The following is a 21,681-nucleotide window of genomic DNA, read 5'->3' on the forward strand; positions in this document are numbered from 1 at the left end:
AAAGAAAAGAGCAGAAAGCCCTTAACGATTCAGCAATCACAGGCGTTTTAAATCTCTTGGGAATTCACCAAAGCGGGGCGCCCGGGCCGCGCCCGGGTCAGCCGTCGTGGCGTGGCCTGTTGCAACGCGCGCACAAAATCCGCATCACCCAAGACCCATCCACCCTGGCTGGACGCGGCAAGCGCCGCTTCATCGGCCCCGGAAACCCCTTCGCGCACCAGCGCGGCATAGGCCGCGTCGCGCGCGAACGGCGTGTTGCCCAGTTCCCAGTAGAGCCGGTGCGGCGTGATGAGCCGGTCGCTGCGCAGGCCCGCATAGTGGCCGTGGCTCGACCAGCGGAAGTCCGCCGGCTCGCTGCACAAGCCCTCGCGCACGGGGGCCAGATCGAAAGACGCCATGCAGGGCAGCAGCCAGCGTTCGGCCTGCAGCACGGCGCTGCGGTAGCGCCCGTCCCACAGCGTGCCCGTGCGGCCGTGGCGCTGGTTGAAATAGCGCACGTAGGCACGGCCCACGGCCTGCATCAGCAGGGACAGGCCGCCCTCTTCCTGGGGCGTGGCGAGCAGGTGGAACTGGCTGTCCATGAACACGTAGGCGTGCACGGCCACCTTCTGGCGGCGGGCGTGCTCTGCCAGCAGCGCCGCCATGGTTTCACGGTCGGCCGCATCCAGGAAGATGGGCTGGCGGTTGTTGCCGCGCTGGACGACGTGGTGCGGGTAGCCGGCAAGGGCAAGGCGGGGCAGGCGGGCCATGGCAGGGGATTGTCTATTGGACGGAGCGCCAGGTGCCCGGCTCGCCCAGCAGTAGCGGCCGGTTGCACGCGACCACCTCGCGCAGGTAGTCCCACAGGGCGCGCACGCGCGCGAGTTCGCGCCGGTCGCCCGGAGCGGCGATCCAGAAGGTGCGCAACAGGTCGATCTCGTGCGCGAGCACGGGCACCAGTTCCTCGCTCTGCGCGGCCATGAAGCACGGCAGCACGGCCAGCCCGCGCCCCTCGCGCACGGCGTGGTACTGCGCCACCACGCTGGTGCTGCGCAGCGGCGTGGGCGCGTCGGGTGCGATGGCGGCCAGGTAGCGCAATGCGGGGCTGAACACGAGTTCTTCCACGTAGCCGAAGAACCGGTGCGCGCCCAGGTCGCGCGCCTGGCGGATGGGCGGGTGGCTGTCCAGGTAGCGCCGGCTGGCATAGAGCCGCAGCCGGTAGTCGGTGAGCCGGCTGCACACCTGGCCGTTGCCTTGGGGACGCTCGACGTTCACGGCCAGGTCGGCCTCGCGCTGCGAGAGGTTGATGAAGCGCGGCACGATGAGCAGTTCCACCTGGATGGCCGGATGCCGCTCGCAGAAGTGGCTCAGGTGCGGCGCGAGGAAGAAGCTGCCGAAGCCCTCCGTCGCGCCCAGGCGCACGTGGCCGGTGAGCGTGTGGCTGTCGCCGCCGATGTCCTCGCCCACCAGCACCATGCTGCTTTCCATGCGCTCGACGTGCTCCAGCAGCCGGTGGCCGGCGGTGGTGAGCACGTGGCCCGCGGGTGTGCGCTCGAAGAGTTGCGCGCCCAGTTCCTTCTCCAGCCGGTGCAGGCGGCGCGTGACCGTGGAGTGGTCCAGCCCCAGGCGCCGCGCCGCTTCCTGCGCCGACTGGGCGCGCGCCACGGAGAGAAACAGGCGCAGGTTGTCCCAGTTGATCTGTTCGGCTGGCATGGTGGTGCAATTTTGCAATGGGTTTGTGCCCAAATGCCTGATCCATTTGCATTAGTGCTGGATTAGAGTGCTTCGTGGTGCGGCGCCCAGACCGCGCCCCAGCAACAACACAAGGAGACATTCATGCGATTCACGCGACATTCCCTCGCCCTGGCCGCTCTGACGCTCGCTGCAGCGGCGCAGGCCCAGATTTCCGGCAACACGGTCAAGGTCGGCGTGCTGACCGACATGGCCGGCCCCTATTCCGGCATGGGCGGCGCGGGCTCGGTCGTGGCCGCCAAGATGGCGATCGATGACTGCCTGAAGGCCGAATGCAAGGGCATGAAGATCGAGGTGGTGAGCGCCGACCACCAGAACAAGGCCGACATCGCCGCCACCAAGGCGCGCGAGTGGCTGGACCGCGACGGCGTGGACGCGATCGCAGACATCACCAATTCCGCCGCCGCGCTGGCCGTGCAGAAGCTGGTGCGCGAAAAGGGCGGCATCGCCATGTACAGCGGCCCCGCCACCACGCGCCTGACCGACGAGGACTGCGCGGAAAACGGCTTCCACTGGATGTTCGACACGTATTCCTCGGCCTCCGGCGCGGCTGCCGCGCTCACGAAGAACGGCGACAAGAGTTGGTACTTCGTCACCGTGGACTACGCCTTCGGCCACTCGCTGGAGAAGGACGCCTCCGAGATGGTGAAGGCCAACGGCGGCACGGTGCTGGGCAGCGTGCGCCACCCGCTCAACGCCAGCGACTTCTCGTCCTTCATCCTGCAGGCGCAGAACTCCAAGGCGCAGGTGATCGGCCTGGCCAACGGCGCGCAGGACACGGTCAACGCCATCAAGGCCGCGCGCGAATTCGGCATCACCGGCGAGAAGGGCCAGAAGGTCGCCTCGCTGCTCATGTTCCTGACCGACGTGCACTCGCTGGGCCTGCGCCAGGCGCAAGGCCTGATGTTCTCCGAGGGCTTCTACTGGGACATGGACGACAAGGCCCGCGCCTTCGCCGCCCGCTTCGAGAAGCTGCACAAGGGCTACAAGCCCACGATGGTGCAGGCGGGCGTCTATTCCAGCGTGCTGCACTACCTGAAGTCCGTCGCCGCGGCCAAGTCCGACGACTCGAAGGTGGTGGCGCAGAAGATGCGCGAACTGCCCATCGACGACCCCGTGATGCGCAACGCCAGCATCCGCCCCGACGGCCGCGTGATCCACGACATGTACCTGTTCCAGGTGAAGGCGCCCAATGAATCCAAGGGCGCGTGGGACTACTACAAGACCGTGAGCACCATCCCCGCCGACGTCGCATTCAAACCCCTCGCCCAGTCGGCCTGCCCACTGGTGAAGAAGTGAAACCCGGAGCCATTTCCATGACCACACCCACCACCATCCACCACTTCATCGGTGGCAAGCCCTACCCGTCCAAATCCACCGAGTGGCGCGACGTGACCAACCCCGCCACGCAGGAAGTCGTGGCGCGCGTACCCTTCGCCACGCGCGAAGAGGTCGAGCTGGCCGTCTCCAACGCGCAGGAGGCTTTCCAGACCTGGCGCAGCACGTCGCTGGCCGTGCGCATGCGCATCATGCTGAAGCTGCAGCACCTGATCCGCGAGAACACCGCCGAGATCGCCCAGCTCATCACCCGCGAGCACGGCAAGACCCTGCCCGACGCCGAAGGCGAAGTGGGCCGCGGCCTGGAAGTAGTGGAGCACGCCTGCTCCATCACCACGCTGCAGCTCGGCGAAATCGCCGAGAACGCCGCCACGGGCGTGGACGTGTACAACCTGCTGCAGCCGCTGGGCGTGGGCGCGGGCATCACGGCGTTCAACTTCCCCGTGATGCTGCCCTGCTTCATGTTCCCGATGGCGATCGCCTGCGGCAACACCTTCGTGCTCAAGCCTTCGGAGCAAGACCCCAGTTCCACCATGCGCCTCGTCGAGCTGGCCCATGAGGCAGGCGTGCCGCCCGGCGTGCTCAACGTGATCCACGGCGGGCCCGAGGTGGCCGACATGCTCTGCGACCACCCCGACATCAAGGCACTGTCGTTCATCGGCTCCACCCACGTCGGCACGCACATCTACCGCCGCGCAAGCGAAGCGGGCAAGCGCGTGCAGTCGATGATGGGCGCCAAAAACCACTGCGTGGTCATGCCCGACGCGCCCAAGGAGCACGCGCTCAACAACCTGCTGGGCTCGGCCTTCGGCGCCGCGGGCCAGCGCTGCATGGCCAATTCGGTCGCCGTGTTCGTGGGCGCCGCGCGGGACTGGCTGCCCGAACTGGTCGCCAAGTCCAAGGCCATGAAGGTCGGCCCCGGCACCGACCGCAGCGCCGACCTCGGCCCCCTGGTCAACCCGCGCGCCAAGCAGCGCGTGCTGGGCCTGATCGACTCCGGCGTGGCGCAAGGCGCGAAGCTGCTGCTCGACGGCCGCGACTGCACCGTGGCCGGCTACGAGAAGGGCAACTTCGTCGGCCCCACGGTCTTCGCCGACGTGACCGACCAGATGGACATCTACAGCCAGGAAATCTTCGGCCCCGTGCTCAACGTGGTCTGCGTGGACACGCTGGAAGAGGCCATCGCCTTCATCAACCGCAACCCCAACGGCAACGGCACGTCCATCTTCACCAGCAGCGGCTGGGCCGCGCGCAAGTACCAGCACGACATCAACGTGGGCCAGGTGGGCATCAACGTGCCGATTCCCGTGCCCGTGGCCTACTTCAGCTTCACCGGCTCGCGCGCCTCCAAGCTCGGCGACCTGGGGCCCAACGGCAAGCAGGCGGTGCAGTTCTGGACGCAGACCAAGACGGTAACGGCACGCTGGTACGAAGACCACGGCAGCAGCAGCGACGGGGTGAACACCACCATCACGATGAAGTAAGCCGCGCTATGCTTTAAGGAGCTGGTTGCGCTTGTTTTTCCTCGGTTTCAGTTCGATTCGATATTGAAACCGAGATCTGACAAGCGCAACCAGCTATTCTTTTTGAAGCAACCCGAACCGCGCGCCCAGCGCCTCGGCCAGCCCGAATTCCTCCAGGATCGCCGCCAGCCGCTCGCGCGCGCTGCGCTTCTTCTGGCCCGTGTGGCGCGCCAGGATAAGCTCGTTCTTCATGCTGTGCTCCCAGCCCACCAACTCCGTCACCGTGACCTGGTAGCCCGACGCCTCCAGGTACAGGCAGCGCAGCACGTTGGTGATCTGGCTGCCCATCTCGCGCGTGTGGATGGGATGGCGCCACAGTTCGGCCAGAGGCGTGCGCGCAAGGCTCATCGCCTTGTTCTGCCGCAGGCACGCCGCCACCTCCGCCTGGCAGCAGGGCACGAGCACCATGGCGCGCGCCTGCTTCTGCAGGCCGAAGGCGATGGCGTCGTCGGTGGCCGTGTCGCAGGCGTGCAGCGCGGTCACGAGGTCGAAGCGCTCGGGCAACTCCTCTGCTCCGGCAGCATCGGCCACCGACATGTCGAGGAAGCGCATGCGGTCGAAACCCAGCCGCGCCGCCAGCTCGCGCGAGCGCTGCACCAGTTCGGCCCGCCACTCGATGCCGTAGATCTCGCCGCGCCCGAACTGCTTGAAGAACAGGTCGTAGAGGATGAAGCCCAGATACGACTTGCCCGCACCGTGGTCGGCGAGCAGCGGCGCGTGCCCGTCCTGAGCCATCTCGGCCAGCAGCGGCTCGATGAACTGGTAGAGGTGGTAGACCTGCTTGAGCTTGCGCCGCGAATCCTGGTTGAGCCGGCCCTCGCGCGTGAGGATGTGCAGTTCCTTGAGCAGTTCGATGGATTGGCCGGGCCGCAGTTCGGCCAGCACCGCCGCGTGCGCTGCATCGGCCTTGTTTGCTGCGCGGCTCATGCCTTGTGCGCCACGGGGCAGCGCGGCCCCACGTCCAGATCGTCCCAGCCCTGTGCGCCCAGGCGCTCGAGCACCTCGATGTTGCGCTCGAAGATCTCCTCGGCCTCGGGGAAGGCTTCCACCGCGCTGTCGATGCTCTCTTCGCGCAGCAGGTGCAGCGTGGGGTACGGCGCGCGGTTGGTGCAGTTGCCCACGTCGCCCACTTCCGTGCCATCGAACTGAAAGCGCGGGTGGAACGGCGCGACCTGCAGGATGCCCGCCAGGTCCATCGCCTCGACCAGTTCGTCGGCCAGTTCCAGGAAGTCGTTGAAGTCCAGGAAATCGGGCAGCGCCTGGGGCGCCATGAGCAGCGTGGTGTCGCGCTTGGCGGGCGAGGCCTCGGCCAGCGCCTCCAGCTCGCGCTGCAGGTCTTCGAGCAGGCCGCGCGCATCCGTCGCATGGCTCACGGCGTAGTGGATCTGGCCCTTGGTGTGCACGCCCTTGGCGAAGGGGCAGAGGTTCAGGCCGATCACGGCACGTTCCAGCCAGCGCACCGTGTCCCGCACCACGGTGGCATCGTCGTATTCGTGGGTTGTCATGGGCGGGAGTGTAGGCGTCAGCCCAGCAGGCGCTTGCCGGTGAGCCGTTCGTGCTCGCGCAGCGCGAAGCGGTCGGTCATGCCGGCGATGAAGTCGGCCACCGTGCGTGCGCGGTGCTGCGCGTCGCCCTCCCGGGCCTGCACCGCCTGCGCCGGCGGCATTTCCCCAGGCGTGGACTGGTAGATGGCGAACAGCTCGCGCACTACCTGCCGCGCCCCTTCGGTGGTCTGCATGACCTGCGGGTGGCGGTACAGCTGCTGGAACAGGAAGCGCTTGAGCGCCTGCGACTGCTCCCGCATGGCCGGCGAGAAACCCACGAGTGCGGGCAGGCGACGCACGGCGCTCACATCGGCGGGCGCGTGCGCGTCAATGGCTGCGCGCGTGGTGTCGATCACGTCATAGACCTGGTCGCTCAGCATGCGGCGGATCGCCTCGCTGAGCAGCCGCCGCTCCACCAGGTGGGGGTACTGCGCCTGGGCGGCGGCGCGGTAGCGGTCGAACAGCGGCACCTCGCGCAGTTGCTCCAGCGTGATGAGGCCGGAGCGCACACCGTCGTCGATGTCGTGCGCGTTGTAGGCAATCTCGTCGGCCAGATTGCACAGCTGCGCCTCCAGCCCAGGCCGCTCGCCAGCCAGGAAGCGCCGGCCCACGCCGCCCGGCTCGCGCGCCTCGATCAGCTCGGCGTTGCGCCGTGAGCAGTGCTTGAGGATGCCCTCGCGCGTCTCGAAGGCCAGGTTGATGCCGTCGTAGGCGGGATAGCGTTCCTCCAGCGTATCGACCACGCGCAGGCTCTGCAGATTGTGCTCGAAGCCGCCGAAATCGGCCATGCAAGCGTTCAGCTCGTCCTGCCCCGCATGGCCGAACGGCGTGTGGCCCAGGTCGTGCGCGAGGCTGATGGCCTCCACCAGGTCCTCGTTCAACCGCAGCGAGCGCGCGATGGAGCGGCCGAGCTGCGCCACCTCCAGCGAATGCGTGAGCCGCGTGCGGAACAGGTCGCCCTCGTGGTTGAGGAACACCTGCGTCTTGTAGACCAGCCGCCGGAACGCGGTGGAATGCACGATGCGGTCGCGGTCGCGCTGGAACTCCGTGCGCGTGGGCGCTGTGGGCTCGGGGTGCCTGCGCCCCCGCGAATGCGCCGAATGGCAGGCATAGGGGGCCAACAGGGATTCAGGCATGCAATTGGCCTCTAGCGCTTTCTGGATAAGCGCGAGCAGCTATCGAATTCATATCATGCCGCGCAGCAGACGTCGATCACCTCGCGCACCAGCGCATCGGGCGCGGGCCGCATCACCGCCTTGCCGGGGCCATCGATCAGCACGAAGCGGATCTCGCCCGCCTCGGCCTTCTTGTCCACCCGCATCAGCTCCAGGTAGCGACCCGCGTTGTCCTGCGCGTCGATCACCGGCCCACGCACGGGCAGGCCCGCACGCTCGATCAATGCACGCAGCCGTGCCACGAAGGCCGCATCCACCATGCCCAGCCGCAGGGACAGCTCCGCCGCCATCACCATGCCTGCCGCCACGCCCTCACCATGCAGCCATACGCCATAGCCCATGCCCGCCTCGATCGCATGCCCGAACGTGTGGCCGAAGTTCAAGATGGCGCGCAGCCCCGCCTCGCGCTCGTCCGCACCCACTACGGCCGCCTTGATTTCGCAACTGCGTCGCACCGCATGCGCCAGCGCACCACGCTCGCGCGCGAGCAGGCCGTCCATGTTCTGCTCCAGCCAGGCGAACAGTTCCATGTCGGCGATCGGCCCATATTTGATGACCTCCGCCAGCCCCGCCGCCAGTTCGCGTGCGGGCAGCGTATCGAGCGTCTCCAGATCGCACACCACCAGCCGCGGCTGGTAGAAGGCGCCGATCATGTTCTTGCCCAACGGGTGGTTGATGGCGGTCTTGCCGCCCACGCTGGAGTCCACCTGTGCGAGCAGCGTGGTTGGCACCTGCACGAACGGCACGCCGCGCATGTAGCACGCGGCGGCGAAGCCCGTCATGTCGCCAATCACGCCGCCGCCCAGGGCGAACAGCACCACCTTGCGGTCGCAGGCCTGGCCAAGTAATTCATCGAAGATGCACTGCAGGGTTTCCCAGGTCTTGTACTCCTCGCCGTCGGGCAGCACCACGGTGTGGATGGCGGGGTAGCGCTTTGCCAGCGCAACAGCCAACGCGTTGCCGTAAAGCGGCTGCACCGTGTTGTTGGTCACAATCAGCGCTGCCGTGCCCTGGGGCAACGCCGCGTGCTCGGCCAATCCTGCGAGCAAGAGAGAGCCGATGTCGATGTTGTAGCGGCGGTCGCCCAGATCGATACGCACGTGCTGGGTGGAGTTGGACTGTTTCATCGAACCGTGTTCCAGGTTGGCAAAAAAATCCCCAGACATGCTGGGGAGGGCTTGTCAGCTCAGGGGACTGGCCCCTGGGCGGCCCGGAGTCGCTATGGTACTCCGGGCCTGGGGCTGGGGGCTGCCGCGAGTTACGGGCAGGTCACAGTGACCGACACTTGCCGCGTCACGCTCGTCACCCCCTTCGTCGCCGTGACGAAGAATCGGTATGTCCCTGCGTCACCCGTGTCTGGCGGCACGGCAGCCACATCGCACTGAGCCGTTGTGCCCGAGATAAAGCCCGTGGTGCCCGCAGTCCCTCCTTTGAGCCAATCTGGCAGGGCATCGAAGGACCATGTCACACCAGACACAGAAGCAGTGAAGGCGTAAGCGAAGTTCGCCCCACTTCCCACGACACCCAACGGGCAGACTTCGTTCAGGTTGCAATTGCCAATCGCAAAGTCTTCCGGCTTCACTGCCCCAACCAGATTGAGCGTGATGGTGCCAGAAGCCTGCCGCTTGTTCTTGTCCCTCACCGTCACGGTCGCACGGTAAGGGCCTTCGGCGTCATCGGGCGTGCCGCTGAGCAGACCCGTGTTCGCGTCGACAGCCAACCCCTTGGGCAGCCCTGTGACCGACCAGGTGAGCGGCGGCAGGCCGCCCGTGGCCGTCAGCAAGTGGGTGTAGGGAATAGTGTTGGTCACGTCGCCCAGATTGACGTCTGCGACTGCCGGCGCGGCAGTGAGCGCTTCCAGCACCGGCATCACATCAATGATGGAGATCGGATCCTGGATGCCGTTGCCGACGTTGTTGTCATAGCGGTCTGCCGTGAACTCCAGGTAGATGGGCCCCGTGTCGTTGCCGCTGAGCAGCGAGAACTGTGCCACGCCACCGATCGAAGGCAGTTGCAGCACACCACCGCTCAGGCTGCCCGCCACCAGCCGCGCACCGACGGCCGCATCGGTTCCTGGAAGGATTCGCACCTGCACGTTTGCGCCAGAACTGCTGGACACGGGCTGTATGGCGTCGTCATGAACCTGCACATTCATGGCAACAGTGCTTGGAATGAGGTTCACATTCCCCTTTGTCCCCATGTAATTCGCCGGAGTAATCATGCGAACGCTCGCGGGCTTGCCGGAGGTGCCGCCCACCACTATCTCCACGCTCTTGCTGACCTCCTTCTTGTCCCGCGGATCGGTCACAGTGCAGGTGATGCGCGCAGTGCCCGCCTGATTCTTAGCATGGAAGTGGAAAGAATTCCCGCCCGAGTTGGAGCCCAGCGTGATGCTGCGGTAAGCCAGAGGAACCTTGATCGTTCCGCCATTGCCGTCATCCACCTCCTCTTCGTGTTCCGGATCACCGTCAAGGTAATACAGGGAGCCCGAATCGAGACCTCCGGCCACATTACAGCCGAAAATTTCCTCGCCACCAGGAATAGGCCTATCACCCTCCTTCGCCTCAACATACAGCGTCGTGGAAAAAGGCGCATACACACCCTGCCCCACAGGGTAGTTGCTGATATTGAGAGGCAACTGCGTCTTCTCTGCGCGCAGCGTAATGCTGTACGCAGCATGGGATTCCCCACCGCTGCCGCCACCGCCGCCACATGCGGAAAGAACGGCAGCCGTGGCAGCCGATACCATCATCGCTTTGGATATCTTCATGATTTCTTCACCTTCATACATTCAACGCACAGGCCCGCGATCAGTAATGACCTTGGGCGTAATAAACACCAGCATTTCCCGCTTCATGGATTCCTTGGTCCGGCTCTTGAACAGATTGCCAAGCACAGGAACATCACCCAGCATCGGTATCTTGTTTTCCTGATTGGTTTCCTCTATCTCAAAGATACCGCCAATTACCACAGTCCCGCCATTCTCTACAAGCACCTGAGTCTTGATGTGCTTCGTATCAATAGCTACGCCTTGTTCGGTAATCTCGCCACGGCTGTCCTTGTTGACGTCAAGGTCAAGGATAATATTGCCTTCTGGCGTAATCTGAGGCGTGACTTCGAGCTTGAGCACTGCTTTCTTGAAAGCGATCGTCGTGGCGCCATTCGGTGCCGTGACCGAATAGGGGTATTCAGTGCCCTGCTCGATCAACGCCTTGGTCTGGTCGGCGGTGATGAGGCGTGGACTGGAAACTATCTTACCTTGACCATCAGCCTCCATCGCCGACAGTTCCAGCGAAAGGAAACGGTTCGCAGCCGAGTTGAAAATGGACAGGGCGAATGAGCCAGATCCCGCCACGTTCGACAGTTGCGCGGGCAGGTTCACAAAGCTGCCATCAGTCAAACTACCACCGACCAAGCCCGAATTGGTAGCGTTGCCATAGTTGGTGCCCCATGCCATGCGGTTTCCACCACCGATGCTATAGCCACCGTCGCCACCACGCTGAGCACGCAAGTCTCCGCCGCCCAAGCGAACACCCAATGCACGGCCAAACGTGTCGCGTGCCTCGACGATACGCGCCTCGATCATGACTTGCCGCACCGGTACATCCAACGTCAGCAGCAGTTGGCGCACTTCTTCCAATTTAGCAGGAGTGTCTGTCACGAAAAGTTGGTTGGTCCGTGGTTCGGAGATAGCGCTGCCACGTTCAGAGAGAAAGCGCGTGGAATGCCCACTGCCACCAGATGACCCCCCGCCAGTAGTAGTAGAAAGTTGCACCACCATGTCTGCAGCCTTGGCATAGTTCAACTGGTAGGCCTGTGTACGCAGAGGCTCCAGTTTCTGAATCGCCAGCGCCGCCTCGTAATCTTTCTTGGTGCGTTCGTCGATTTCATCCTTGGGTGCGATCCACAGGACTGTCCCGGACTTTCGCATACCCAGCCCCTTAGAGCGTGTTATGAACTCACCCCCGTGCCCAAGGCAGGCAACGCCTTTGGCAGCATGAGGATCACGAAGATCAGGAAATGCAATCCGGCGAGCACTTCGGGCAATCTTTCATAGTCGCGGCTGAGCCTTCTGAATCGCGCCAGCCAGCCAAAGCTGCGCTCGACCACCCAGCGCCTGGGCAGCAGCACAAAGCCCTTCTTGGCCTCGGGCAGCTTGACAATTTGCAGATCAATGCCGTGCTCGCTGGCCTGCCGGTTGGGCTCTTCGCCCGTGTAGCCCTGGTCGGCCCAGGCCAGTCTCACCGTCTCGCCTGTCGCTTCCTGCACCGCCTCGCACAACGGCGCCACTTGCGCTCGCTCCTGTTCATTGGCTGGTGTGATATGGACGGCCAGCAAATGCCCCAGCGTATCGACGGCCATGTGCACTTTCGAGCCGTTGCGCCGCTTGTAACCATCGTAGCCAGCACGCGGACCACTCTCACAGCTCGATTGCAAGGTGCGTCCATCCAAGACTGCCGCACTGGGCTGGCCCTGGCGTCCTTGCGCCACGCGAATGACCGAGCGAAGGTCGTTGGCCATTGCCTCAAAGCATCCTGCTTGCAACCAGCGGCGTGTTTGCTGATAGACCGCCTCCCACGGCGGGAAGTCCCCAGGCAGCATGCGCCAGGGCGCACCCGCACGGGCCATCCAGCGCAAGGCATTGAACACTTCGCGCAGTTCGTGCTGGCGTTGCGCTGCCTTCTCGTCGATCAGTGCCAGGTACGGCGCCGCGAAGCCCCACTCCTCATCCGTGACATCCGTGGGGTACTGCTTGCGCCTTGCCATGTGGCGAATCTACCGCACGCGCTATCAAGTTCATAACACGCTCTAGCATCCATGATGATCTGCAGGGCTTGGTCCCACGGCACATCCTTGAGTCGTAGCGTCAGGGCGCCGGTAACCGTATCCGACGTGACGATATTGAAATTCGTGAAATCAGCGATGACCTGCAACAGGGAGCGCACTTCGATGTTCTGGAAGTTCAGTGACAGCTTCTCGCCCGAATAATTCGGGCCCTGAGTGAGTTTGCTAAGATCAACCTTTTTCGGACGTACTTCAACCACGAATTGATTGTCGCTCTGGTAAGCACTGTGCTCCCACTCGCCCACCGGCTCGATCGACATGCGCACACGCTCACCATGTTGGGTTGCGGTGATCATTTGTATGGGAGTGCCGAAGTCGGACACGTCCAGCCGACGACGCAACCCTTCAGGCAAAGACGAACGCAGGAATTCCACCACCAGTCCCTTGCCTTGCTGTTGCAAGTCCACGCCTACCTGGTTGCTGCCCAGACCGACGACAACGCGACCGGAACCATCGGCTCCACGGCGGAAATCCAGGTCTCTCAGGGGCAGAACGTCAGATGTCTGGCTTTCAGCGAAGACCGTCGGAGCCGCGCTGGGCACCATAGCGCCCCCTGTGACAGGTTCCAATAGAACCACCAGGGTCTTGCCCTGTATTTCGGTCCGGTAAGGAGCGGGCTGCTTGAGGTTGAGCACCACCCGCGAGCGCTCTCCCGCCTGAACGATATTGGCCGACTTGATGTTGCCCTGGTTGATATCTATCAAAGAGCGACCTGTGGCGTTGACCACCCCAGGAAAATCGAGAGCGATGCGAGCAGGGCTCTGAATGGAAAATCCTGTTGGAACGTCTTTGGGTGCTTCCGAAAGTTCAATGCGCAACACTTCCGCGCCGCCCTGCAAGAATCCGGAAATAGATTCGATCGCTCCGTCGGCATGCGCAGCCGAAGTACTCAGCAAAGCAAGAAGTACAGCGCCTGCAGCCCACAGACGCTGACGTAAGCGAGTATTCCTTTGAATCATTTCTTCACCTCTGTTCCCTCTTGCAGATCAAGTGTCGTCATGCGCTCCACCCAGTCGCCTGAGGGATCCTGGACAATTTCCCGCAGTCGCATATTTGTTTCTGTAATACTTACGATTTTTCCGTAGTTCTGCCCAAGGTAGTTGCCAACACGCACTTGGTACAAAAGCTTGTCCACACTCAACAGGGCAGTGGGTGTGCCGGTCTTGTTCAAGCTGCCGACCATTTTCACGGCATCGAGTGGATAGGCTTCCAGAGGCTCCTTGCGCCGCGCCATTTCCGGCGCGATCAAGGAAGCGTTGGCTATCCCCTGAGACGATTCACGCCGAAGTGCCTGCGTCAGCTTCATCGGATTGAAAGGATCTACCCCATTCTCCGCCGTGTAGTCCTGAGGAAAGAACTGTTTGGGCTCGGTCAGCGGCGTCACCCGCGGCTTGGTAGTGGCGCGCAATTCCGACATCCATTGGCGCAATTCATCCTCACCGCTGGGCCCACACCCTCCCAGAACGATCACGCCCGCGGCAATGAGCCATCTATGTAGACGCATCATTTCTTGCCCTTCCCTGCGGCAGCAGCTTTTTGCGCCTGGATTTCTTCCTGGTCCAGGTAGCGGAAAGTGCGCGCGGTCGCCTCCATGGTCAAGTTGCCCGCGGCGTCCTTTTGCGGAGGCGCAATTGCTACGTTATTCAACGTCACGATGCGGGACAGGTTGGCGACGTCCGAAGCAAAAGCGCCTATATCGTGGAATTTACCTACCACCCGAATAGAAATTGGCAATTCCGCATAGTAGTCTTTAACGACCACTTGTCCCGGCCGGAACAATTCGAATTGCAGGCTACGGCCCAGGCCAGCCTGATTGATATCGGAGAGCAAAGCAGACATTTCTGCTTTGCTGGGCAATTGCTTCTCCAGCTGAATCACATACTGCTGGATTTGCTCGCGCTGCTTCTTGAGCGCGTCCAGGCTGACGGCCTTGATCAGCTTCTGCTGATAATCATTGCGCAGCGTTTGCTCCGTGTTCTGCTCCGCCACCAGCTCATCCTCGAATTCGGACAGCTTGAAGAACCACAGAAAGGTAGCTACGCCCGCAGCGATCAGCACGCACAACAGAGTACGGGGCAAAATCGGCCACAGGGATGGGTCCTTAGGGTCCAGATTCTGGAATTGGCGCTGCAGATTACTCTGCAGCTTCGCGAAATCGACTTTCGGCGCCTTGTCTTTAGTTCTGGCCATGGCTTACTTCCCCGCAGCCGCGCTGGCGGCATCCATCGCCTTTTGCGCCTCGGCACTGCGTACCAGCCGGAAACGCAGGTTGAACGACGCCACCCGGCGCTGATCCTTCGGCGTCAGCGCAACATTGGCCGCAACGATCTCGACCAGTTCCGGCTTCGAAAACCAGGGCGTGTTGCCGGCGAGATTTCTCAGCATCTCGGAAACGCGCTCGTTCGACTGCGCCATGCCCTGCATGGTGACGACCTGATCGGCCTGCTTGAGGCTGGTGATGTATACGCCGTCCGGCAATTGCATGACCAACTCGTTGAGCATGTGGACGGGCAGATTTCTGTCGGACTGCAGGTCCTCCACCGCCTTCTGGCGTGCGCGCAATGCTGCGATCTCTTCCTCGATGGTTGCGATTTCCTTGATCTGGCCTTCCAGGACTCGGATTTCACCGCGCAGGAAGTTATTCTGCGCCTGCTGGTTGTCGATCATCATCTGGTACCACCAGTAGATGGCCCCGGCGATGGCCAAGCCCACGAGGGCCGAAGCCACCATGACCGCCTGAAATGTTTCCCGCCGGCGCTTGCGCGCGGCCTCCCGGTGCGGGAGCAGGTTGATGAGAATCACTGCAGGAACCTCCGCATCGCCAGCCCGCACGACGTCAGGTAGGACGGCGCCTCGCGCACCATCTTCTTGAGCCGTACCGCGCCGCCGATTTCCATTCCTTCGAAAGGATTGATGGCGCTGCAGGCGGAGCCTGTGTGCTGGGTCACCGCCTCTGTCAGCCCAGGCAGGGGAGCCGAGCCACCCGCCAGCATGATGTGGTCCACCCGGTTGTAGGGCGTACTGGAGAAGAAGAACTGCAGGGCGCGGGCTACTTCTTGCGCCATGCTGTCCACGAAGGGACGCAGCACGGCCGATTGGTAGTCTTCCGGGAGATCGCCGTTGCGCTTCTTGCTTTCCGCTTCTTCCTGGGAAAAACCGTACTGGCGGACGATGAGCTGCGTCAGCTGCGCGCCGCCAAAGGCCTGGTCACGGTCATAGAGGACATCGTCGTTGCGCAGGACCTGCATGCTGGTGGTCAGAGCCCCGACCTCGAACAGCGCCACCACGGCATCCACGCCGCTGCTGGGCAAGGCTTCTATGAGACGGCCGGCCGCCAGGCGGGCCGCATGCGACTCGACATCTACGACGATGGGCTTGAGCCCGGCCGCCTCTGCCAAACCCTGGCGGTCCTGGACCTTTTCCTTACGCGAGGCGGCAATGAGCACCTCCACATCGCCCGGGGCGTTCTTGCTGGGGCCGATCACGCAAAAATCCAGGCTCACTTCGTCCAGAGAGAATGGGATGTACTGGTTGGCCTCGGACTCGACCTGCACCTCGAGTTCCTGCTCGGTCATGCCTCCGGGCAGGGTGATCCGCTTCGTGATGACGGCGGACGACGGCAACGCCAGGGCCACGTTCTTGGTCTTCGTGCCACTCTTCTTCACGACCCGGCGCAGCGCCTCGGCCACTTCGTCGAACTTCTCGATGTTGCCATCCGTGATCCAGCCCCGTTCCAGCGGCTCGATCGCGCACCGTTCCAGCACCAGCGTGCCCGCTTTGTCGCGCCCCAACTCGACAAGCTTGACGCTGGATGAGCTGATGTCGATCCCCAGCAATGGGGCTGACTGGCGACTGAACAACGACCCCATTGAGATCAAGATGGCCCCCCGTGACTTATCTATATGGCGCAACAAAACTTAACACTTCACATGAATGCTATCAGTAAGGTCCTTTACCAGCAAAGAGTTTTACCCTTTGGCTACATGCGCCGCGTTGTCAAAAGCAGACGATTTTCCGGGACAGGAGAGCCGATTTCCCCGGGGAAACCGTGAAACGGCGGGGACGCCGGCAACGTGGCGGAGCGATGGACGGCGCGGACGATTTTTATAATGGCGGGTTCGCTTTCCATTGGAGCCGTATGCCTCCCCCACAAGACAAACAACCCTCCCCGGCCTCCTCCTCGCCACGCTGGCTGCGCTGGGTGGTGCGCGGGCTTGCCTGGCTGGTCGGGCTTGCCGCGGCGGGCGTGCTGGCGGGGGCGATGTTCATTGCGCTCGGGCTGGCCGTGGCCTATCCCAACCTGCCCGACATCTCCGAGCTGGCCGACTACCGGCCCAAGCTGCCGATGCGGGTCTATTCCACGGAAGGCGCGCTGCTCGGAGAGTTCGGCGAGGAACGGCGCAATCTCACACCGATCCAGGACATTCCGCCGGTGATGACCAACGCCGTTCTGGCGATCGAGGATGCGCGCTTCTTCCAGCACGGCGGCGTCGACTACAAGGGCGTGCTGCGCGCCGCGCTCGCCAACCTGGGCCGCGTCAAGAGCCAGGGGGCATCCACCATCACCATGCAGGTGGCGCGCAATGTGTATCTTTCTTCCGAGAAGACATTTACACGAAAGATTTACGAAATATTACTAACCTTCAAGCTCGAGCATCTGCTGACCAAAAACCAGATTCTCGAGATTTACATGAACCAGATTTATCTGGGCAATCGCGCCTATGGGTTTGCCGCCGCATCAGAAACCTATTTTGGCAAGCCGCTGAAAAACATCTCGATCGCCGAAGCCGCCATGCTGGCCGGCCTGCCCAAGGCGCCCTCGGCCTACAACCCCATCAGCAACCCCAAGCGCGCCCGCATGCGCCAGCTCTACATCATCGAGCGCATGCAGGAGAACGGCTTCATCACGGCAGAAGAAGCCGCGGCCGCCAAGCAGGAAGACCTGAAGCTGCGCTCTTCCACCAACAGTACGCGCATCCACGCCGAGTACGTCGCGGAAATGGCCCGCCAACTGGTGTTCGCCCAGTACGGCAACGAGGCCTACACACGCGGCCTGAACGTGTACACCACCCTCAACGCCGGTGAGCAAGAGGCCGCCTATACCGCGCTGCGCAAGGGCATCATGGACTACGAGCGCCGCCAGCACTACCGCGGCCCCGAGCGTTTCGCCGCCCTGCCCACCGACCCCGCTCAGGCCGAGGACGTGATCGACGACGTGCTGGCCGGCCATCCCGACAACGGCGACGTGCTCGCCGCGGTGGTGCTCGAAGCGGGTAGCAAGAAGATCGTGGCGGCCCGCGCCGACGGCGAGCTGATCGAGATCACCGGCGACGGGCTCAAGCCCGCGCAGTCCGGCCTCAGCGACAAGGCCCCGCCCAACATCAAGCTGCGCCGCGGCGCGGTGATCCGGGTAGTGCAGACGCCCAAGAAGACCTGGGAAATCACCCAGCTGCCCGAGGTGGAGGGCGCCTTCGTCGCCGTGGACCCGCGCACCGGTGCCATCCGCGCACTGGTGGGCGGCTTCGACTTCGACAAGAACAAGTTCAACCACGTCACCCAGGCGTGGCGCCAGCCGGGATCGAGCTTCAAACCGTTCATCTATTCCGCCGCGCTGGAAAAGGGCTTCACGCCCGCCACCATCGTCAACGATGCGCCGCTGTTCTTCAGCGCCGGCGTGACGGGCGGCCAGCCCTGGGAGCCGAAGAACTACGACGGCAAGTACGACGGCCCCATGACGCTGCGCACCGGCCTGGCGCGCTCCAAGAACGTCGTCTCCATCCGCGTGCTGCAGTCGGTAGGCCCCAAGACTGCGCAGGACTGGGTGGCCCGCTTCGGCTTCGACGCCGACAAGCACCCGCCCTACCTCACCATGGCGCTGGGTGCCGGCTCGGTCACGCCCATGCAGATGGTGGCGGCCTATTCCGTGTTCGCCAACGGCGGCTACCGCGTCAACCCCTACCTCATCACCCGCATCACCGACCACAAGGGGCGCATCCTGTCGGACGTCCAGCCGCCCGCCATCGGCGACACCCCCCGCGTCATCGACGCGCGCAACGCCTTCGTCATGGACAGCCTGCTGCAGGAGGTGACGCGCTCGGGCACGGCGGCGCGCGCCCAGGCCACGCTCAAGCGCCCCGACCTCTACGGCAAGACCGGCACCACGAACGACGCCGTGGACGCCTGGTTCGCCGGCTTCCAGCCCACGCTGGCGGCCGTGACCTGGATCGGCTACGACACGCCGCGCAACCTGGGCAGCCGCGAGACGGGCGGTGGCCTGAGCCTGCCCGTCTGGATCAGCTTCATGGACCGCGCGCTCAAGGGCGTGCCGGTGGCCGAACCCACGGTGCCGCCCGGCCTGGTGAACGTGAGCGGCGAATGGTTCTACGAGGAATACGCGCGCAGCGGCGGCGTGGCCAGCGTAGGCGTGGAAGGTGGTGCGCCTGGCAGCCAGGCGCCCGGCACGCCGCCACCCACCGAGGAGCGCAACCGGATCCTGGACCTGTTCCGCAACTGACCGCTATCAAAATAAAAGCTGCCTGCGCTTGGTGTGCAAGGTTTTCAGGACAAATACCCCCTGAATTCCTTTCGCACCAAGCGCAGGCAGCTCTTTTTCAAGAGCACCCTCAGCGCGAAAACACCAGCGGCTGCCCCGCCTGCAGGCTGGCATCGCGGCTCAGACCGGCGAAGAATTCGCCTGCGCCCTTGGTGTCCATCCACTGCTGGCCGTCGAAGCGGAAGTGGTAGCCGCCGGACTGCGCCGCCATCCAGACTTCGTGCAGCGGCTTTTGCAGGTTGATGACGATCTGGCTGCGGTTGGGAAACGTGATCGTGACCATGCCACCGGAGCGCTGGCTGTCCAGGTCGGCCTCGGTTGCCTCGTTGATGCGGTCGCAGCCCTGCTCCACCGCCAGCAGCAGCTGCTCGGCACGGTCCATGAATTCGAGGTCGGTCATTACAGTTTTCGAATCCTCTGGAGTGCTAGCTGTAGGGCGTGTGCTGCGCGCTTGCCCTGCGGTTTTTCTAGGTTGATCCCCTCTAGTGCTGCCTCGATGGCGGCTTCGGCGGGGTTCTCTCCGACCGCTACCGCCAGTGCGGCGCGATCGGGTGCGGTGCAGGCTTTTACGCCTGACTTCCACATGCTGATATGGCTTTGTGGCACGCCTACCTCTTTCGCTAACCCGCCATAGCTGCCGTAGATAGATCTACCTTTTTCGATAAAGGAAACCAATTGGCTCATGTTTACTCCTTTCTGTAAACTTGCATTTACTCGTTTGAGTAAAGTTACTGTTTCCGGTAACGGTTTCAGTCTACCACCATGGGGCTCTCCCGGCCAGTCGCAGTGATCCACAGCGCGGCCTACCGCCAGAAGCAGGGCGGGCTCTTTGGTCTAACCCATGGAGCTACCCATGTCAGCCACGCAAATCTCCTTCGCCGCCTTCGCCCTCGCGCAGCAAGCCGCGATGGCCTCCGAAAGCACTCCCCCGTCCAGCAAGCCGCCATTGCGGTGGTAGCTCACCCGTTGGCGGTGGGCGGTGGGGAGTGCCTCCGTATCGCCTCTGTGGCGCCCGGTAACGCGGGTTGCTGTCATGAGATACGTGACGACTTTCTTGGCGGGTGGTGCGCCACTGGTGACGGCTCGGTGACTGGCGCGTTGTTCGGCGCTGGTATGGACGCGCCCTGTTATCTGCCCTCTGGCTCCCATACGTCGTTTGTCGTCGGCTCCGGTCGCAAGTGGGCCTACGCGGTGCTCGATGGCCGCTGCGCCTCCCGTGAGGGCTGTTGACATGGCCGCAAACCTCGACATGCACGACAAGCTGGTGCGCCGCGGCCTCACCGTCTGCTGGTACGGCTTCCGTGGCCCCGTCCTGCGCGTGCGCATGGGCCGCTGCCTCGTCCGTCTTCCTGGTGACACCTACGGCAAATGGCTCCCCTGCACCTCCGTCCAGGTGGTCGCCACATGACAGCCCTGCACGCTCCCTCGCGTGCGGGTGAGCGTAGAGCGCTGTTGCTCTTTCTCGGGCCTTAGCTGCCCACTGCCTGGAGTCCCCTATGTCTGCTTACGCATCCCTCATGGAAATCATCCTTATCGAAGACAAGGTCGCCAAGAAGCCCAATGCACAGGGCGTCCTGTCCCAGTGGAAAGAAGCGCGCGCCATCGTGCGCAAGGAAAACGGCGATGTGGCCACCGTTGGTATGTTCCGAGTCCCGGCCGCTCTGGAGGGGCAGGTCGGCCTGGGCCTCTACACGGTGGGCTTCACGCTCGGCGTGCAGGACTATGGGGACAACGCGGGCCGCATCCAGGCGCAGTTCGTCTCCCTGACACCGGTGGACCCTAAGGCGGTCTTTGGCGCCCGTGCGGCTTCTCCGTCCGCGTCCTCTGCAAAGGCCACGCCTGCTCCATGACAGAGCTTGAGCTGCAAGCCTTCGCGCTGTCCATCGTGAAGCTCTCGATGGTGGGTGGCGTCCTTGGCGCCATCTGCTGGTCGCTCATTGTGCGCGCCCTGATGCATGTGGCTGACGCTATTCAAGCTTGGGAAGACAAGCGCGTGCGCATCGGCTCGGCCCGCGCCCGCGCCCACGTGCGGTCCATCAACAGTGCCCTCCCATGCCGGCCCTAGCCCTCGAACTACTCCTGGGCATGGCCCTCAACGGCTCCCGTGCTGCGGCCATGGTCGTAACGGCCATCACCGCAGTGCGCGCCATCCGCTTCATCCGTGAAGCCATCGGCGGCAAAAAGGATTCCAGCTGACTGCCTCGCGTGCGGGGCACTCGGACGCAATCCGCGTCGTTTCAAAAACCTTTTAGGAGTTTCGACATGAGCCTCAAGAACAAGCTCGCCGCCGCTGCGGCACTGCCCATGGTCCTGGCTGGCAATGCCTACGCCGCACTGCCCACAGAAGTCAGCACCGCCCTGGGCGACATGAAAGACGACGGTGTCAGCGCCGCCACCCTCGTCATTGTGGCCGTGATCGCCGTGGCCGCCATCCTGTTCCTGCGCCGCGCGGTTCGCTGACCATGTGGCAGTTTGGTGCCCAGTGCTACGGCACTGCTCAAGCTGCCAATGAGGCCGCAGCCGCTGCGGTCTCCGGCACTGTCCAAGGTGGCTACGCCATCGCGGCCAGTGCCGTCACGCCCACCTCGATCACCTACGAGGCCACAGACATCAGCACTGGCGCAGTGCTCATGCGTGTGGTGGCGGTTGAGCCGCAGCCCTGCGGACTCATGCAACGCGCGGAAGCCATGGAACTCGCGTGGGGCGTTGCTGCGGTGCTCCTCTCCGTCGGCGCCGTCACATTCATCGGCCGCACCGTCTGGCACGCCGTCACCAGTTGGGGCCACCAGGGGGATACATGACACCGGATGCATTGATGCTCGTCGTCGCCGTGCTCGGCATGGCCGCGCTACTTCTGAGGGGCTTGTGATGGCTATGGCTCGTATTCACCGCCTGATCCTGGCCCTGCTGCTGTGTGTTTGCGCATCTTTGGCGTATGCGATCCCTGCGACGCCGACTCAGCCTGACGGTGA

Annotated in this window: 23 protein-coding genes and 2 pseudogenes; 9 read left to right on the plus strand and 16 right to left on the minus strand. The window is 63.6% G+C overall.

What is annotated here, in order from left to right; translation table 11 throughout:
* Positions 1-47 precede the first annotated feature (47 nt).
* Both AAG689_RS17330 and AAG689_RS17335 read right to left on the minus strand, forming a co-directional pair.
* Complete coding sequence (locus tag AAG689_RS17330) at positions 48-749, minus strand: transposase (RefSeq protein WP_406623035.1); 702 nt, start codon at positions 747-749, stop codon at positions 48-50.
* A 13-nt stretch (positions 750-762) separates the two neighbouring features.
* Positions 763-1,692, minus strand: a complete 930-nt coding sequence (locus AAG689_RS17335; protein ID WP_406623036.1) for a LysR family transcriptional regulator — start codon at positions 1,690-1,692, stop codon at positions 763-765.
* Positions 1,693-1,815: 123 nt separating this feature from the next.
* Here AAG689_RS17335 and AAG689_RS17340 point away from each other — a divergent pair, with 123 nt between their 5' ends.
* Positions 1,816-3,030: an ABC transporter substrate-binding protein gene (locus AAG689_RS17340; protein WP_406623037.1), complete on the plus strand. Its 1,215-nt coding sequence runs from the start codon at positions 1,816-1,818 to the stop codon at positions 3,028-3,030.
* Positions 3,031-3,047: 17 nt separating this feature from the next.
* Positions 3,048-4,553, plus strand: coding sequence for a CoA-acylating methylmalonate-semialdehyde dehydrogenase (locus AAG689_RS17345; protein WP_406623038.1), 1,506 nt, complete (start codon positions 3,048-3,050; stop codon positions 4,551-4,553).
* Between the two features lie 93 nt (positions 4,554-4,646).
* Here the strand turns inward: AAG689_RS17345 and AAG689_RS17350 are convergent, their stop codons facing one another.
* From AAG689_RS17350 to AAG689_RS17405, 12 genes and pseudogenes are all read right to left on the minus strand, one after another.
* The gene (locus AAG689_RS17350) at positions 4,647-5,519 is read right to left on the minus strand and encodes a class I SAM-dependent methyltransferase (protein WP_406623039.1); all 873 of its coding nucleotides are present in this window, start codon (positions 5,517-5,519) and stop codon (positions 4,647-4,649) included.
* On the minus strand, positions 5,516-6,097 hold the full coding sequence (locus AAG689_RS17355) for a DUF1415 domain-containing protein (RefSeq protein ID WP_406623040.1): 582 nt from the start codon (positions 6,095-6,097) through the stop codon (positions 5,516-5,518). The genes AAG689_RS17350 and AAG689_RS17355 overlap by 4 nt, the downstream gene beginning before the upstream one ends.
* A 17-nt stretch (positions 6,098-6,114) precedes the next feature.
* Entirely contained in the window at positions 6,115-7,272 is a 1,158-nt protein-coding gene (locus tag AAG689_RS17360; RefSeq protein ID WP_406623041.1) for a deoxyguanosinetriphosphate triphosphohydrolase, read from the minus strand.
* 53 nt (positions 7,273-7,325) lie between these two features.
* Complete coding sequence (gene aroB, locus AAG689_RS17365; RefSeq protein ID WP_406623042.1) at positions 7,326-8,438, minus strand: 3-dehydroquinate synthase; 1,113 nt, start codon at positions 8,436-8,438, stop codon at positions 7,326-7,328.
* A gap of 131 nt (positions 8,439-8,569) precedes the next feature.
* Positions 8,570-10,102, minus strand: a complete 1,533-nt coding sequence (locus AAG689_RS17370; RefSeq protein ID WP_406623043.1) for an Ig domain-containing protein — start codon at positions 10,100-10,102, stop codon at positions 8,570-8,572.
* Positions 10,103-11,260 (minus strand): annotated as a pseudogene (locus AAG689_RS17375) (type IV pilus secretin PilQ); the annotation flags it as partial.
* 2 nt (positions 11,261-11,262) lie between these two features.
* Entirely contained in the window at positions 11,263-12,078 is an 816-nt protein-coding gene (locus AAG689_RS17380; protein ID WP_406622917.1) for an IS5 family transposase, read from the minus strand.
* A gap of 41 nt (positions 12,079-12,119) precedes the next feature.
* A pseudogene (locus AAG689_RS17385) lies at positions 12,120-13,115 on the minus strand (AMIN domain-containing protein); the annotation flags it as partial.
* Positions 13,112-13,660, minus strand: coding sequence for a pilus assembly protein PilP (locus AAG689_RS17390; RefSeq protein ID WP_406626364.1), 549 nt, complete (start codon positions 13,658-13,660; stop codon positions 13,112-13,114). The pseudogene AAG689_RS17385 and the gene AAG689_RS17390, both read right to left, overlap by 4 nt.
* The gene (locus AAG689_RS17395; RefSeq protein ID WP_220638546.1) at positions 13,660-14,346 is read right to left on the minus strand and encodes a type 4a pilus biogenesis protein PilO; all 687 of its coding nucleotides are present in this window, start codon (positions 14,344-14,346) and stop codon (positions 13,660-13,662) included. Before AAG689_RS17395 ends, AAG689_RS17390 begins: the two co-directional genes overlap by 1 nt.
* 3 nt (positions 14,347-14,349) lie before the next feature.
* Positions 14,350-14,958: a PilN domain-containing protein gene (locus tag AAG689_RS17400; protein ID WP_406623044.1), complete on the minus strand. Its 609-nt coding sequence runs from the start codon at positions 14,956-14,958 to the stop codon at positions 14,350-14,352.
* A complete protein-coding gene (locus tag AAG689_RS17405) occupies positions 14,955-16,034 on the minus strand; it encodes a pilus assembly protein PilM (RefSeq protein ID WP_406623045.1) in 1,080 nt (359 codons plus the stop codon). Before AAG689_RS17405 ends, AAG689_RS17400 begins: the two co-directional genes overlap by 4 nt.
* Positions 16,035-16,294: 260 nt before the next feature.
* Between AAG689_RS17405 and AAG689_RS17410 the strand changes: the two genes are divergently transcribed.
* On the plus strand, positions 16,295-18,670 hold the full coding sequence (locus AAG689_RS17410; RefSeq protein WP_406623046.1) for a penicillin-binding protein 1A: 2,376 nt from the start codon (positions 16,295-16,297) through the stop codon (positions 18,668-18,670).
* A 109-nt stretch (positions 18,671-18,779) separates the two neighbouring features.
* Here AAG689_RS17410 and cyaY read toward each other — a convergent pair whose 3' ends face one another.
* Both cyaY and AAG689_RS17420 read right to left on the minus strand, forming a co-directional pair.
* A complete protein-coding gene (gene cyaY, locus AAG689_RS17415) occupies positions 18,780-19,109 on the minus strand; it encodes an iron donor protein CyaY (protein WP_406623047.1) in 330 nt (109 codons plus the stop codon).
* Positions 19,109-19,393 (minus strand): hypothetical protein, encoded by a 285-nt coding sequence (locus AAG689_RS17420; protein ID WP_406623048.1) that lies wholly within the window; start codon positions 19,391-19,393, stop codon positions 19,109-19,111. The genes cyaY and AAG689_RS17420 overlap by 1 nt, the downstream gene beginning before the upstream one ends.
* Before the next feature lie 547 nt (positions 19,394-19,940).
* Between AAG689_RS17420 and AAG689_RS17425 the strand changes: the two genes are divergently transcribed.
* The 6 genes from AAG689_RS17425 to AAG689_RS17450 all read left to right on the plus strand — a co-directional run bounded on the left by AAG689_RS17425 (position 19,941) and on the right by AAG689_RS17450 (position 21,510).
* A complete protein-coding gene (locus AAG689_RS17425; protein WP_406623049.1) occupies positions 19,941-20,117 on the plus strand; it encodes a hypothetical protein in 177 nt (58 codons plus the stop codon).
* Positions 20,118-20,205: 88 nt separating this feature from the next.
* Positions 20,206-20,559 carry a hypothetical protein gene (locus AAG689_RS17430; protein ID WP_406623050.1) on the plus strand — a complete coding sequence of 118 codons (354 nt, stop codon included), beginning with the start codon at positions 20,206-20,208 and terminating at the stop codon, positions 20,557-20,559.
* Entirely contained in the window at positions 20,556-20,774 is a 219-nt protein-coding gene (locus AAG689_RS17435; RefSeq protein WP_406623051.1) for a hypothetical protein, read from the plus strand. The genes AAG689_RS17430 and AAG689_RS17435 overlap by 4 nt, the downstream gene beginning before the upstream one ends.
* Positions 20,762-20,905 carry a hypothetical protein gene (locus AAG689_RS17440; protein ID WP_406623052.1) on the plus strand — a complete coding sequence of 48 codons (144 nt, stop codon included), beginning with the start codon at positions 20,762-20,764 and terminating at the stop codon, positions 20,903-20,905. The genes AAG689_RS17435 and AAG689_RS17440 overlap by 13 nt, the downstream gene beginning before the upstream one ends.
* Positions 20,906-20,971: 66 nt before the next feature.
* On the plus strand, positions 20,972-21,169 hold the full coding sequence (locus AAG689_RS17445; RefSeq protein WP_406623054.1) for a major capsid protein: 198 nt from the start codon (positions 20,972-20,974) through the stop codon (positions 21,167-21,169).
* A gap of 2 nt (positions 21,170-21,171) precedes the next feature.
* Positions 21,172-21,510 carry a hypothetical protein gene (locus AAG689_RS17450; RefSeq protein ID WP_406623055.1) on the plus strand — a complete coding sequence of 113 codons (339 nt, stop codon included), beginning with the start codon at positions 21,172-21,174 and terminating at the stop codon, positions 21,508-21,510.
* Positions 21,511-21,681 lie beyond the last annotated feature (171 nt).

This window comes from Acidovorax sp. SDU_ACID1 (assembly GCF_045291395.1).
Taxonomy (GTDB): domain Bacteria; phylum Pseudomonadota; class Gammaproteobacteria; order Burkholderiales; family Burkholderiaceae_C; genus MR-S7.